Source organism: Mycobacterium sp., from assembly GCF_049683935.1.
Taxonomy (GTDB): Bacteria; Actinomycetota; Actinomycetes; order Mycobacteriales; family Mycobacteriaceae; genus Mycobacterium.
Genome location: NZ_JBAUJR010000292.1, coordinates 1 through 13120, shown reverse-complemented (window position 1 = coordinate 13120; position 13120 = coordinate 1). Strand labels below are relative to the sequence as shown.

Genomic DNA, 13120 nt, shown 5'->3' with positions numbered 1-13120 from the left:
GGTTGCCTCCAGTGGGCTTTTCGGTTGCCCCGCCCTTCCGTAACGGATGTTCCATCCTCCAGAATCCGTACGGAAAGGTCAGCTATGAAGAACGTTCTGAAGACAGCACCCCGCTGGCGCACCGCCGGTGCGATCGCCCTGAGCGCGACGCTGCTCGCAGCCTGCTCCGGCGGCGCCAGCGACGTCGTCGGCGAGACCGGCGGGTCGGATGCGGAGACCACGCTGACACTGGTCGCCTTCGCGGTGCCCGAGCCGGGTTGGGCGAAGGTGGGTCCGGCGTTCGCCGCCACTGAAGAAGGTGCCGGCGTGGAGGTCACCGGATCGTATGGAGCCTCGGGGGACCAGTCCCGAAGCGTCGAGGCGGGGAAACCTGCCGACATCGTGAACTTCTCGGTCGAACCCGACATCACCCGGCTCGTCGAGGCCGGCAAGGTCGACGAGGGCTGGAACGCCGGAGCCACCAAGGGAATTGCGTTCGGATCGGTCGTGAGTTTTGCGGTGCGCGAGGGCAATCCGAAGAACATCCGGGACTGGGACGACCTGCTTAAGCCCGGGGTCGAGGTCATCACACCCAGCCCGCTGAGCTCGGGGGCGGCAAAGTGGAACCTGTTGGCGCCCTACGCATACGCCAGCAACGGGGGACAGGATCCGGAAGCCGGCATCGAGTTCGTGAACAGGTTGGTCACCGAGCACGTGAGACTTCGCCCAGGCTCCGGGCGGGAGGCCACCGACGTGTTCCGGCAGGGAAGCGGCGACGTCCTACTGGCCTACGAGAACGAGGCGCTGAACTTCGATCTGGAATACGTGAACCCGCCGCAGACCTTCAAGATCGAGAATCCGACAGCGGTGGTGAACACCAGCCAGCACCGGGACAAGGCCACCGAGTTCGTCAACTTCCAGTTCACACCCGAAGCGCAGAAGCTGTGGGCGGAGGCCAACTTCCGGCCGGTCGACCCCGCGGTGCTCGCCGAGTTCGCCGACAAGTTTCCCGCGCCGGAGAAGCTCTGGACGATCGACGATCTGGGCGGCTGGCCCGAAGTGGACACCGCTCTGTTCGACAAGGACAACGGCACCATCACCAAGATCTACAAGCAGGCCACTGGATGACCACCGTCATCGAACCGGATCCCGAGGCCGGTAGACCCGGACCGACGGACGCGCCGGGTTCCCGGCCTCCCAGCGGTGCGAACGTGCAGGTGGGTGTCGCGGTCCTGTGGCTGTCCATCATCGTCCTGCTTCCGCTGGCCGCCATCGTGTGGATATCGGCCAGAGGTGGTTGGGACGCGTTCCTGACTGCGGTGACCTCACCGTCGGCGATCGCCTCCTTCAGAGTGACGTTGACGATCTCCGTCATCGTCACGGTGCTGAACCTGGTGTTCGGGTTGCTCATCGCGTGGGTTCTGGTGCGGGATGACTTTCCCCTGAAGCGGGTCCTGGACGCCATCATCGATCTGCCGTTCGCGCTGCCCACGATCGTCGCCAGCCTGGTTCTGCTCGCTCTCTACGGCCCGTCGAGTCCAGTCGGCATCAGCATCCAGTACACCGCGTTGGGTGTCGGGGTGGCGCTGGCTTTTGTCACGCTGCCCTTTGTCGTCCGGGCGGTGCAACCCGTGCTGCTGGAACTGGACAGGGACGTGGAGGAGGCTGCGGCATCGCTGGGCGCCAACAACCTCACGATTTTCCTCCAGGTCGTGCTGCCCGCACTGGCGCCGGCACTGCTGTCGGGTGCGGGCCTGGCGTTCGCCCGGGCGATCGGAGAATTCGGATCGATCGTGCTGATCGGCGGCGCAATCCCGGGCGAGACCGAGGTCTCCTCGCAGTGGATCAGAACTCTCATCGAGAACGATGACCCAGCCGGTGCGGCGGCAATTTCCATTGTGTTGCTTTTGATCTCGTTCGTCGTGCTGTTCGTGCTGCGCTACTTCGGGGCCAGGGCCGCCAAACGGGAGGCAGCAGCGCGATGACCGCGCAATGACCCTGAGCCTGCCGACCCGGCTGATCCTGCGGGTCGTTGCGTCGTTGTACATCGTTGCGCTGCTCATCATCCCGCTCGGTGCGATCCTGTGGCAGACATTTGCGCCTGGGCTGGGTGCGTTCTGGGCGTCGATCACCACCCCGGCCGCCCAGTCCGCCTTGCAGCTGTCGCTGCTGGTGGTGGCCATCGTGGTGCCACTGAATGTGGTGTTCGGTGTCTCCACCGCTCTGGTGCTGGCGCGCAGGAACTTTCGCGGAAAGAACGCCCTGCAGGCCGCGATCGACCTTCCGTTCGCGGTGTCGCCGGTGGTTGTCGGTGTGGCCTTGATCGCGCTGTGGGGCACCGCAGGTCTGTTCGGGTTCGTCCAGAACGATCTCGGCCTGAGAATCATCTTCGGGTTCCCGGGCATCGTTCTGGCCAGCATCTTCGTCACGCTGCCCTTTGTGATCCGCGAAGTCGAGCCGGTGCTCCACGAGATCGGCACAGACCAAGAGGAAGCGTCGTCCACTCTGGGTGCCAATGCGTGGCAGACGTTCTGGCGTATCACGCTGCCGTCCATCCGGTGGGGCCTCACCTACGGCGTGGTGCTCACCGTCGCCCGGACGCTCGGCGAGTTCGGCGCGGTCCTGGTGGTGTCGTCGAATCTGCCGGGACAGTCACAGACGATGACTCTGCTGGTGCACGACCGCTACACCCGCGGCGATGTTTATGGTGCCTACACGGTGTCGACGGTTCTGATGGCTGTCGCGATCACGGTCCTGATTGCTCAGATCGTCTTCGACGCCCAACGCAAGCGCCTCAGAACCGAAGACTGACCAAGGAGAAGCGATTTCATGACCGAGAACGCGATCGAGGTGAAGGGCGCCAACAAGCATTTCGGCGATTTCGCGGCCCTGGACAACGTCGACTTCACGGTGCCGAAAGGTTCGCTGACGTCGCTGCTGGGCCCCAGCGGTTCGGGCAAGTCGACGTTGCTCCGCGCGATCGCCGGTCTCGACAACCCCGACACGGGAACCGTCGTGATCAACGGCCGCGACGTCACTCACATCCCGCCCCAGCGCCGCGGAATCGGGTTCGTCTTCCAGCACTACGCCGCTTTCAAGCACCTCACGGTTCGTGACAATGTCGCATTCGGCCTCAAGATCAGGAAGAAGCCGAAGCCGGAGATCAAGAGAAGGGTCGACGACCTGCTGGAAGTGGTCGGGCTGGCGGGCTTTCAGACCCGATATCCGAATCAACTCTCCGGCGGGCAACGGCAACGGATGGCGCTGGCGCGGGCGCTCGCCGTGGACCCGGAAGTCCTGTTGCTCGACGAGCCTTTTGGTGCCCTGGATGCCAAGGTCCGTGAGGATCTGCGGGCGTGGCTGCGCCGGTTGCACGACGAGGTTCACGTCACGACGGTCCTGGTCACCCACGACCAGTCCGAAGCGCTCGATGTGTCCGACCGCATCGCCGTTCTGAACAAGGGACGGATCGAGCAGGTCGGTTCGCCCAGCGAGGTGTACGACGCACCGGCCAATGCGTTTGTCATGTCGTTCCTCGGGCACGTGTCGTCGCTCAACGGGGTGCTGGTGCGCCCGCACGACATCCGGGTGGGTCGCAATCCCGAGATGGCCGTCGCCTCCAGCGACGCCTCTGTTCAGGCCACCGGCGTGACGAGGGCGACGATCGACCGAATCGTGGTGCTGGGCTTCGAGGTTCGGGTGGAACTCATCAACGCGGCGACCCAGACGCCGTTCGCGGCACAGATCACCCGCGGTGACGCCGAGGCCCTCGGCCTGAAGGAAGGCGACACGGTGTACGTGCGGGCCACCCGCGTGCCCTCGTTGCCGAAGGACGCCACGGATAGCGCATCCGACAGCGCCGCGGAGGCGCCCGCACTGTCCTGACGTTCGGCGTCAGGCGGCCGGCGCCGGCAGGAGCCGGTGCAGCAGGTCGGTCAACGTCAGCAGCCCGCGACCGGACGGTCCGTCGACCACGATCAGGTGGTTGCGGGTCTCCCGCATCAGCCGCAGCGCCTCGTACACCGGGGTGTCCTCGGGCAGGGTCAGCACCGGGCGCATCAGGTCGCGCGCCGTGCCCGACGCCGAGAGGCTGTCCCGGACATGGACGACACCCACGTCGGCCTGTCCGTCGCGGACCAGCAGCCGCAAGTGGCCCGTGGCCTCGGAGGTCTCCCGGATCTCCGCCGGTGTCGCCTCCACATCGACGGAGCTGTACTCCGCGGCGCGCTGGGCGAGCTGTCCGACGGTGAGCGCCTCGAGTTCCAGCGCACTGGTCAGGTTGGCGTGGTAGCGCTCGTCGAGCGTGCCGACCGTGGCCGAATGCTCCACCAGCTGACGCAGCGTGTCCGGGTCCTGGCTGTCGGCCAGTTCGTCCACCGGAGTCACCCCCACCCGGCGCAGACACCAGTTCGCGGCGTGGTTGAGGGCGCGCAGCAGTGGCCGGGTGACGAACATGAACGCCCGCATCGGCAGGGCCAGCATCGTCGCCGACTTTTCCGGGTGGGCGATCGCCCACGACTTCGGCGCCATCTCACCGATCACCAGGTGCAGGAACGTGACGATCATCAGCGCGAGCATGAAGCCGCCGACGTCGGCCGCCCAGGACGGGGCGCCCAGGCCCCCGAGCCACGGGGTGATGGCGTAGTGCACCGCGGGTTTGGTGATCGCACCGAGGAGCAGCGTGCACGCGGTGATGCCCAGCTGAGCTCCGGCCAACAGCAGCGACAATTCGCTCGCGCTGCGCAACGCAGCCCGCGCGGAAGCGCTGGTGGCCGCTGCGTCTTCCAGGCGGCTGCGTCGCGCCGCGATCAACGCGAACTCGACCGCGACGAAGAACGCGCTCGAGCCGATCAGCACCGTGGTGATCGACACGATCATCCAGGGACTACTCATCGTCGCTGCCCTCCTCGACCTCGACGGTGACGAACACCGATGCCGGGACGCGGCGCTCGACCGAGCGCACCTGCACGATCAACCGGCGTGTCGGCGCAGGTTCGTCGGCGACCAGGTCGGCGACGTCGGAGGGGAGTTCGATCTCCACGGTGTCGCCGACCTCGGGCAGGCCGACGGCGTGGGCGATGATCATTCCGGCCACCGTCTCGTAGTCACCTGGCGGCAGGGTCAGGTCGAGAGTGCGTTCGGCCTCGTCGAGGGGCAGGTCACCGGCGAGCAGCCAGCCCGCACCGTCGGGCACCACGTCGTCCTCGTGCTCGGCGTCGTGCTCGTCGTCGATCTCACCGACGACCTCCTCGGCCAGATCCTCGATCGTCACGATTCCGGCGAAGCCGCCGTACTCGTCGATGACGATCGCCATCTCCTCGTCCGCGTCCGCGAGGGTCTTCACGACGTTCGGAAGAGGCAGGGTCTCCGGCACGACCACCGCGGGACGGCAGCGCGTCGCGGCGGTGTCGGTCGACGGCACCGAACCCAACAGGTCGTGCAGATGGATGACACCGACGATCTCGTCGTGATCCGGGCCGGTGACCGGGTACCGGGTGTGGCCCACAGCCATCCGGTCCAGCACGTCGGCCACGGTCGCGTCGGCGGTGAGGACATCGACCCGGGAGCGCGGGATCATGGCGTGCTCGGCGTTACTGGTGGGGAAGTCCAGGATCCGGTCGAGCAGCGCCGAGAGTTCCTGCGGGATGTCGCCCGCCTCGCGGGACGCCGCGACGATGTGTTCGAGGTCCCGAGGGGTCGCGGAATGCTCGACGTCGTGCACGGGTTCGATGCGCAACACGCGCAGCAGCAGGTTGGAGGACTGGTCAAAAAGCCAGATCAGCCAGCCGAACAGTTTGAGGTAGAGCGTCGTCGAGAACGCCAGCCAGCGGGCCAGCGGTTCGGGACGTGCGATCGCCAGGTTCTTCGGGAACAGTTCACCGAAGAGCATCTGCACGATCGTGGACACGACGATCGCGGCCACACCACCGAACGCCACCGCGACCGCGGTCGGAATGCCTGCGCCGCCGAGCAGCACCTGCAGTCCCTGCCCGATGAGTGGTTCGGCCACGTAACCGACCAGCAGGCCGGTGACCGTGATGCCGAGTTGCGCCCCCGAGAGCATGAACGACGTGCGACGGGTGACCGTCAGGGCGCGGGCGGCCGGGGCGTCACCCGCCTCGGCAAGTGCCTTCAGCCGGGACCGGTCCACGGCCATGTACGCAAATTCCTGCGCGACGAAGTATCCGGTCAGCGCGGTGATCGCCAGGACGACAATGAATCCGACAAGAATCCCGAGGGCGGCGGTCAGCATGAGACCGCCGTGGGTAAGAGGGGAGGCATCGAATCCTTGCTCAATGAGAAGCGGCGGGATCTCCGCCGACTGAAAGTGTACCGAGGCTGGGAGAGTGCTGTGATCGGCTAGGCCGCAGCGCGGTCGTCCAGGGCCGTGTCGAAGCGGTCCAGGACCGTCTCGGCCACCTGGCGGTGCGCACCCAGCGGTGCCGACATCGGGATGTGCTGTGCGAGGGCGAACGTCGCGACGCGGTCGGTGATGCGGCCGTGGGCCAGGAACCAGGGGGCTATCACCAGTCGGGTGGCGCCGCGCTCGCGCAGCACGTCGGCGGCCTCCGCCGGTGTCGGGTGCGGCCCGGTCGCGAACGCGGTGGTGGCCGTCCAGCGGGTCATCTGCGTCAACTCGCGCGCCACCGTCGCGGTCCGCTGGTTGGCTTGCTGCTGTGAGGACCCGACGGCGGTGACGAGAACTCCGACACCCGGATCCAGCCGCGAGACCCCGGACTGCTCGAGGCGCTGACGCAGCACGTGGATCAACCGGTCGTCCTCGCCGAGCACGTCGGCGCGGCGCGCGTCGGCCCCGGCGTCGGCGATCATCGCGGGGATGTCCACCCTCGCGTGATATGCGTCGGCGAGGAGAAACGGGACGACCACCGCGCGGCCGTGTGGCAGTGTCGCGAGCACGTCACGCAGATTCGGCGAGTTCTGCTCGCAGAACGCCACTCGCACATCGAGACCCGGCCGCAGTCGGCGGATCGTGTCGGCGACCGAGCGCACTGTCGCCGCCGACCGCGGGTCGGCGCTGCCGTGCGCTGTGAGGACAAGCGTCACGATGCGTGCAGTCCGCATTCCGTCTTGGTCTGGCCCGCCCAGCGACCGCTGCGCGGGTCGGCGCCCTCGATGGGCTTGGCGGTGCACGGTGCGCAGCCGATCGACGGATACCCTTCGTACACAAGCGGATTGACGAGGATGCCGTTGCTGTCGATGTAGTCCTGCATGTCGTCGTCGCTCCATGCCGCCAGCGGGTTGATCTTGACCAGGCCAAAAGCTTTGTCCCAGCTGATCAATGGTGCGTTGGCGCGGGTCGGTGCTTCGACCCGGCGGATGCCGGTGACCCAGGCCGAGTAGTTCTTCAGCGATTTGCCCAGCGGCTCGACCTTGCGCATCCCGCAGCACGCGGCCGCGTCCCGGGCGAACAGGTCCTTGCCGTGCGCGGCGTCCTGTTCGGCCACACTCAGCTCGGGCCGCACGTTGACGACCTTGACGTCGTACACCGCCTCGACGGCGTCGCGGGTGCCGATGGTCTCCACGAAGTGGTATCCGGTGTCGAGGAACAGCACGTCCACGCCGGGACGGACCTTGGCCGCCAGGTCGACCAGCACCCCGTCCTGCATGTTGGACGCCACGATGTAGTTGCCACCGAAGTTCTCGTCGGTCCAGCGCAGCAGGTCCTCGGCGCTGGCGTGCTCGCCGAGTTCTGCTGCGCCACGCTCGGCCAGCTTCTGCAGATCAGTGTCTGCCATCACATCCGTCATCTCAAGTCCGCCTCGTCTGCTCGTAGAGCCCACGTAGCGAAACGCTCACCCGGCTCCCGTTGTTTCACGAAATTGCGAACAACTCTGTCGATGTAGTCGCCGAGCTCGCTGGAGAGGACTTTGTGCTGGCGCAGCTTGCGGCCGAAACCGCTGTCCAGCCCGAGGCTGCCGCCCAGGTGGACCTGGAAACCCTCGACCTGGCCGCCGTCTCCGTCATCAACCATCTGGCCCTTGAAGCCGATGTCGGCGATCTGGATGCGAGCGCACGAGTTCGGGCAGCCGTTGATGTTCACAGTCACCGGCACGTCGAGCTGGGTGTTGATGTCTTCGAGCCGCTTCTCCAGCTCTGGGACCAGCGTCTGTGACCGCTTCCGCGTTTCGGCGAAGCTCAGCTTGCAGAACTCGATGCCGGTGCAGGCCATCAGGTTGCGCCGCCAGTGCGACGGGGTCGACGGCAGCCCCAGCGCATCCAACCCTGCGCGCAACTCGTCGAGCTTCTCGTCAGGGACATCGAGCACGATGAGCTTCTGATAGGGCGTGAACCGCACCCGGTTGGAGCCTGCCGCTTCGGCGAGGTCGGCGACCTTGGACAGGATCGTGCCGGACACCCGCCCGGCGATCGGAGCCACGCCGACCGCGTTGAGCCCGTTGCGCAGCTTCTGCACGCCGACGTGGTCGATCGGCCTGGTCACCGGGTCGGGCGCGGGTCCGTCGATGAGCGGGCGCTTCAGGTACTCGGTCTCGAGAACTTCCCTGAATTTCTCTACGCCCCAGTCCTTGATCAGGAACTTCAGCCGGGCCTTGGCCCGCAGACGGCGGTAGCCGTAATCGCGGAAGACGCTGACCACGCCTTCCCACACGTCGGGCACCTCGTCGAGCGGCACCCACGCGCCGACCCGTTGACCGATCATCGGGTTGGTGGACAGTCCGCCGCCCACCCACAAGTCGAAGCCGGGGCCGTGCTCGGGGTGCTCGACACCGATGAACGCGACGTCGTTGACCTCGTGCACGACGTCCTGAAGGCCCGAGATCGCGGTCTTGAACTTGCGCGGCAGGTTCGAGTACTCGGGTTTGCCGATGTAGCGCTTGACGATCTCGTTGATCGCGGGCGTGCCGTCGATCACCTCGTCGAGGGACTCACCGGCCACCGGCGAACCCAGCACGATCCGGGGGCAGTCACCGCACGCCTCGGTGGTCTGCAGGCCGACCTCGTCGAGGCGGCGCCAGATCTCGGGCATGTCCTCCACCCGGATCCAGTGGTACTGGATGTTCTGGCGGTCGGAGATGTCGGCGGTGTCCCGGCCGAACTCGGTGGAGATGCCGCCGAGGGTGCGCAGCGCTGCCGTCGTCAGGGCACCGCCGTCGCTGCGAACCCGCAGCATGAAGAACTCGTCTTCGAGCATGTCGGTGTTCTCATCGCCGGTCCACGTGCCGTCATAGCCGGGCTTGCGCTGGGTGTAGAGCCCCCACCAGCGGAACCGGCCACGCAGGTCGCCCTTGTCGATGCTCTCGAAGCCGTTCTTCGAGTAGATGTTCTCGATGCGGGCGCGCACGTTGAGCGGGTTGTCGTCCTTCTTGGACTGTTCGTTGGGGTTGAGCGGTTCGCGGTAGCCCAGCGCCCACTGGCCTTCGCCGCGGGGACGCTTGGCGGGCTTTGTGGGCTTGGCTGGGGATTCCGGTGTGGTGGTCATCGAGTCGTGCTCCTCGTCGGAGCCGGCGTGCAGATCGCGCGATGTCACCGGTGGCTGTCCGGCGGCGCAGATCCGGCGGCCAGCTGAAGTTCAGGTGGGCAGATGCTACGAGGTCAAGGCAGACAACAGCTGGTACAAACGCGCTTGTAGTCGACATGACGGCGCACCACCAGCGAGACCCGGCGAGGGAACCTGTGGGCAGCAATCACGCGTCCAATTGTGCCACGGATGCCGCCACCGGCCCTAACCGGGCGAAATATGGGCTCACGGTGAGCGAAACTGTCTGCTCTTCGCGCAGGCGCTCATCGCAACTGCCTGCTCTGGGACACTGGTGCGGTGACGGTCCAGGCGAAGGTGGCGCTGCCCGGGCTGACCGCGCGGCAGGACCGACCTTTCGGTATCTACATCCACGTGCCGTTCTGCGCGACGCGGTGCGGGTACTGCGACTTCAACACCTACACCCCGGCCGAACTGGGGGGTGCGAACCCCGACGGCTGGCTGGCCGCATTGCGCACCGAACTCCGGCTTGCCGCCACCCACCTCGATGTCGCACCGCAGGTGCAGACCGTTTTTGTCGGCGGCGGTACGCCGTCGCTGCTGGGCGCGGCCGGGCTCGTCTCGGTGCTCGACGCCGTCCGTGACCACTTCACCCTTGCGGTCGGCGCCGAGGTCACCACCGAGGCCAACCCCGAATCGACTTCGCCGGAGTTCTTCGCCGGCTTGCGGGCGTCCGGCTTCACCCGGGTGTCGTTGGGCATGCAGTCGACGGCGCCGCACGTCCTGGCGGCGCTGGACCGGGTGCACTCGCCCGGCCGGGCACTCGATGCCGCCCGCGAAGCGGCCGCCGAGGGCTTCGAGCACGTCAGCATCGATCTGATCTACGGCACGCCGGGGGAGACCGACGACGACCTGATGCGGTCGGCAGATGCGGCGGTCGAAGCCGGGGTCGACCACGTCTCGGCGTACGCGCTGATCGTCGAGGACGGCACCGCGTTGGCCCGTCGAGTACGCCGCGGCGAGATGCCGGCTCCCGACGACGACGTGCTGGCGGGCCGCTACGAACTGCTGGACCGCCGGCTCGCCGACGCCGGCTTCTCCTGGTACGAGGTGTCGAACTGGGCTCGCCCCGGCGGGCAGTGCCGGCACAACGTCGGTTACTGGGACGGCGGCGAATGGTGGGGCGCCGGCCCCGGCGCGCATGGCTACATCGGTTCGACACGGTGGTGGAATGTCAAGCACCCCAACGCTTATGCCGAATCGCTCGCAGGTGGCGCGCTACCGGTCGCCGATCTCGAGCAACTCGACGCCGAGACCGCCCACGTCGAGGACGTGATGCTGCGGGTGCGGCTGCGCTCCGGGTTGCCGATGACGGTGCTGTCCGCGCCGGAGCGCGATCGCGCCGCGGCCGCGATCGACGACGGACTCCTGTATGTCCGGGGCGAGCGGCTGGTGCTGACCGACCGCGGCAGGCTGCTCGCCGACGCGGTGGTGCGCACCCTGCTGGGCTGAGCGCCCTCAGTTCAGCGCAGCCGCCAGGCGACGCCACTGCTCCCGCGGGAACTCCGTGGGATCTGCGGTGATCACCTGGACGCAGACGTGGTCGGCACCCGCCGCCCGGTGTTCTGCGACCCGGGCGAGGATGGCGTCCTCATCACCCCAGGCGATGATCGCGTCGAACAACCGGTCGCTGACCGAGGCGACGTCGTCCTCGGTGAATCCGGACCGCAGCAGGTTGTTGGCATAGTTCGGCAGCGCGAGATAGGACCGCAGCCAGTCGGCTCCGACGGCGCGCGCCTGGTCGCGGTCATCGGTCAGCATCACGGTCTGTTCGGGCAGCAGCATCGGGCCGTCGCCGAGCACCTCGCGGGCGGTGTGGGTGTGCTCGGGAGTGACCAGATAGGGATGCGCACCGCCGGCGCGGGTCGCCGAGAGTTGCAGCATCTTCGGTCCGAGGGCGGCCAGCACCCGGTTCGCGACCGGCACCGGTTGCGACGCGCTGTCCAGGCCGTCGAGGAAGGCCTTCGTGGCGGCCAGCGGTTTGCGGTAGAGGCCGGGCTCCTTGGAGTCGATCAGCGGCGCGTGGCTCACCCCGATACCGAGCAGGAAACGTTCGCCGTGGGTCTCGGTCAGCGTGGCATAGCGGTCGGCGACCTCCACCGGGTCGTGCATCCAGAGGTTGAGGATCCCGGTGGCGATCACGGTCCGCTTCGTGGCCGACAGCAGGTTGTCGACCGAATCGAGAACCGGGCCACCGACATCGGGAATCCACAGCGCGGGGAACCCGAGTTCGTCGAGTTCGGCGGCGGCCTCGGCGGCCTCCGTCGGGTTTCCGTAACGCAACTGCGAACTCCACAGACCAACACCGGATAGCTTCATGCCTCCACTCATACAGTGCGCGGGGTCGCGGGCGCTACGGTCGCTGCATGGCATTCGATCCCGGCGCAGTCGGCCGCGCGTTCTCCGAACACCGCTTCGACGACGCACTCGAGCACCTCGCCACCGACGTGAAGTGGACGATCGTCGGTTACATGGTTCTCGAGGGGAGCGACGCCGTTCGGCAGACGTGCCGGGACACGCTGGAGAGCCTCGAGGGCACGTCGATCGAGTTCGACCGGTGTGTCACCGCGGCCGGTGACGACGTCGTCGCCGTGGACACGGTCGTCCGATACGTCCGCCCGGACGGGGTCACCGCCGTCGCGAGCTGCGCCGTCTACGAATTCGACGGCGAGAAGATCCGCACCATCACGTCCTACGCGGTCGAGGTCGACCCCGGCGACGCCGGCGCCCAGCCGCCACCGCGACTGTGACGTAAAACGCTCCTCCCGGGTGACCGGGCGGGTACCTCCCTGTCCGTGCAGGCGTTGTGCCAGGATGTTCCGCATGCCGAGGACGGGCTTAGGGAAGGCTAACCACACCGCTCCCGAGCCGATCGCCGTCGTCGGCATCGGCTGCCGCCTCGCGGGAGACATCACCACCCCGGACGAGTTCTGGTCGTTCCTGCTGGCCGGTGGCAGCGCCGTGCGCGAGGTACCCGCCGAACGATGGCAGCCGTACCTGCAGCGGGACCCGCGCAACGCCGCGGTGCTGCGGGCGACGACACGGTGGGGCACCTTCCTCGACGACCTGCCCGGGTTCGACGCCGAGTTCTTCGGGGTGTCCCCGCGCGAGGCCGAACTGATGGACCCCCAGCAACGCCTTGCGCTCGAGGTGTCGTGGGAGGCGTTGGAGCACGCGGGCATAACGCCGCGGTCGCTGGCCGGAAGTGACACCGCGGTGCTGATGGGCGTCAACTCCGACGACTACGGAAAGCTCCTCATGGAGGATCTTGCCGGCATCGAGGCGTGGACCGGGATCGGCACCTCGCTGTGCGGGGTGGCCAACCGGGTGTCGCACCTCCTCGACCTGCGTGGCCCGAGCGTCGCCCTCGACGCTGCCTGCGCCGCGTCGCTGGTCGCAGTGCATCAGGGGTGCCAGTTGCTGCGTGACGGCGAATCGTCGCTGGTGCTCGCCGGTGGCGTCAGCGCGCTCATCGGCCCCGGCCTGACCCGGGTGCTCGACGTCGCAGGGGCGACCGCTCCCGACGGCCGCTGCAAGACCTTCGACGACGCCGCGGACGGCTACGGACGCGGAGAGGGTGCCGGCGTCGTGGTGCTCAAGCGCCTCGCCGACGCGGTACGCGAC

Annotated in this window: 13 protein-coding genes; 7 read left to right on the top strand and 6 right to left on the bottom strand. The window is 67.5% G+C overall.

Annotated elements, in window-relative coordinates; all coding sequences use genetic code 11:
• Nucleotides 1–84: 84 nt before the first annotated feature.
• Genes WA965_RS17185 through WA965_RS17170 form a run of 4 tightly spaced genes read left to right on the top strand, consistent with a single transcriptional unit; the run spans nucleotide 85 to nucleotide 3864 of the window.
• Nucleotides 85–1107: a sulfate ABC transporter substrate-binding protein gene (locus WA965_RS17185; RefSeq protein ID WP_526300390.1), complete on the top strand. Its 1023-nt coding sequence runs from the start codon at nucleotides 85–87 to the stop codon at nucleotides 1105–1107.
• Complete coding sequence (gene cysT / locus WA965_RS17180; RefSeq protein WP_526300392.1) at nucleotides 1104–1964, top strand: sulfate ABC transporter permease subunit CysT; 861 nt, start codon at nucleotides 1104–1106, stop codon at nucleotides 1962–1964. Before WA965_RS17185 ends, cysT begins: the two co-directional genes overlap by 4 nt.
• 7 nt (nucleotides 1965–1971) lie before the next feature.
• Nucleotides 1972–2790 carry a sulfate ABC transporter permease subunit CysW gene (gene cysW / locus WA965_RS17175; RefSeq protein WP_526300394.1) on the top strand — a complete coding sequence of 273 codons (819 nt, stop codon included), beginning with the start codon at nucleotides 1972–1974 and terminating at the stop codon, nucleotides 2788–2790.
• Nucleotides 2791–2808: 18 nt separating this feature from the next.
• Nucleotides 2809–3864, top strand: a complete 1056-nt coding sequence (locus WA965_RS17170) for a sulfate/molybdate ABC transporter ATP-binding protein (protein ID WP_526300396.1) — start codon at nucleotides 2809–2811, stop codon at nucleotides 3862–3864.
• Nucleotides 3865–3873: 9 nt separating this feature from the next.
• Here the strand turns inward: WA965_RS17170 and WA965_RS17165 are convergent, their stop codons facing one another.
• From WA965_RS17165 to WA965_RS17145, 5 genes are all read right to left on the bottom strand, one after another.
• Entirely contained in the window at nucleotides 3874–4872 is a 999-nt protein-coding gene (locus WA965_RS17165) for a CBS domain-containing protein (protein ID WP_526300398.1), read from the bottom strand.
• Complete coding sequence (locus WA965_RS17160; RefSeq protein ID WP_526300400.1) at nucleotides 4865–6232, bottom strand: CNNM domain-containing protein; 1368 nt, start codon at nucleotides 6230–6232, stop codon at nucleotides 4865–4867. The genes WA965_RS17165 and WA965_RS17160 overlap by 8 nt, the downstream gene beginning before the upstream one ends.
• A 107-nt stretch (nucleotides 6233–6339) precedes the next feature.
• The gene (locus tag WA965_RS17155) at nucleotides 6340–7062 is read right to left on the bottom strand and encodes a sirohydrochlorin chelatase (protein ID WP_526447849.1); all 723 of its coding nucleotides are present in this window, start codon (nucleotides 7060–7062) and stop codon (nucleotides 6340–6342) included.
• Nucleotides 7041–7748: a phosphoadenylyl-sulfate reductase gene (locus WA965_RS17150; protein ID WP_526300402.1), complete on the bottom strand. Its 708-nt coding sequence runs from the start codon at nucleotides 7746–7748 to the stop codon at nucleotides 7041–7043. The genes WA965_RS17155 and WA965_RS17150 overlap by 22 nt, the downstream gene beginning before the upstream one ends.
• Complete coding sequence (locus WA965_RS17145) at nucleotides 7745–9439, bottom strand: nitrite/sulfite reductase (protein WP_526300418.1); 1695 nt, start codon at nucleotides 9437–9439, stop codon at nucleotides 7745–7747. Before WA965_RS17145 ends, WA965_RS17150 begins: the two co-directional genes overlap by 4 nt.
• 336 nt (nucleotides 9440–9775) lie before the next feature.
• Here WA965_RS17145 and hemW point away from each other — a divergent pair, with 336 nt between their 5' ends.
• Nucleotides 9776–10948: a radical SAM family heme chaperone HemW gene (gene hemW, locus WA965_RS17140; protein ID WP_526447847.1), complete on the top strand. Its 1173-nt coding sequence runs from the start codon at nucleotides 9776–9778 to the stop codon at nucleotides 10946–10948.
• 6 nt (nucleotides 10949–10954) lie between these two features.
• Here hemW and WA965_RS17135 read toward each other — a convergent pair whose 3' ends face one another.
• Nucleotides 10955–11815, bottom strand: a complete 861-nt coding sequence (locus WA965_RS17135; protein WP_526300406.1) for an LLM class F420-dependent oxidoreductase — start codon at nucleotides 11813–11815, stop codon at nucleotides 10955–10957.
• Between the two features lie 47 nt (nucleotides 11816–11862).
• On the opposite strand from WA965_RS17135, the gene WA965_RS17130 reads away from it, so the two are divergent.
• Entirely contained in the window at nucleotides 11863–12246 is a 384-nt protein-coding gene (locus WA965_RS17130; RefSeq protein ID WP_526300408.1) for a nuclear transport factor 2 family protein, read from the top strand.
• 73 nt (nucleotides 12247–12319) lie between these two features.
• Nucleotides 12320–13120: beta-ketoacyl [acyl carrier protein] synthase domain-containing protein (locus WA965_RS17125; RefSeq protein ID WP_526300410.1), on the top strand; the 801-nt coding region annotated here is incomplete at its 3' end.

What these genes read in the sequence shown, in the direction of transcription:
- WA965_RS17135 (WP_526300406.1), bottom strand. Translation starts at nt 11,815, where the DNA reads ATGAAGCTATCCGGTGTTGGTCTGTGGAGTTCGCAGTTGCGTTACGGA.
- WA965_RS17165 (WP_526300398.1), bottom strand. Translation starts at nt 4,872, where the DNA reads ATGAGTAGTCCCTGGATGATCGTGTCGATCACCACGGTGCTGATCGGC.
- WA965_RS17185 (WP_526300390.1), top strand. Translation starts at nt 85, where the DNA reads ATGAAGAACGTTCTGAAGACAGCACCCCGCTGGCGCACCGCCGGTGCG.
- WA965_RS17160 (WP_526300400.1), bottom strand. Translation starts at nt 6,232, where the DNA reads ATGCTGACCGCCGCCCTCGGGATTCTTGTCGGATTCATTGTCGTCCTG.
- cysW (WP_526300394.1), top strand. Translation starts at nt 1,972, where the DNA reads ATGACCCTGAGCCTGCCGACCCGGCTGATCCTGCGGGTCGTTGCGTCG.
- WA965_RS17150 (WP_526300402.1), bottom strand. Translation starts at nt 7,748, where the DNA reads ATGACGGATGTGATGGCAGACACTGATCTGCAGAAGCTGGCCGAGCGT.
- WA965_RS17170 (WP_526300396.1), top strand. Translation starts at nt 2,809, where the DNA reads ATGACCGAGAACGCGATCGAGGTGAAGGGCGCCAACAAGCATTTCGGC.
- cysT (WP_526300392.1), top strand. Translation starts at nt 1,104, where the DNA reads ATGACCACCGTCATCGAACCGGATCCCGAGGCCGGTAGACCCGGACCG.
- WA965_RS17145 (WP_526300418.1), bottom strand. Translation starts at nt 9,439, where the DNA reads ATGACCACCACACCGGAATCCCCAGCCAAGCCCACAAAGCCCGCCAAG.
- WA965_RS17155 (WP_526447849.1), bottom strand. Translation starts at nt 7,062, where the DNA reads ATGCGGACTGCACGCATCGTGACGCTTGTCCTCACAGCGCACGGCAGC.
- WA965_RS17130 (WP_526300408.1), top strand. Translation starts at nt 11,863, where the DNA reads ATGGCATTCGATCCCGGCGCAGTCGGCCGCGCGTTCTCCGAACACCGC.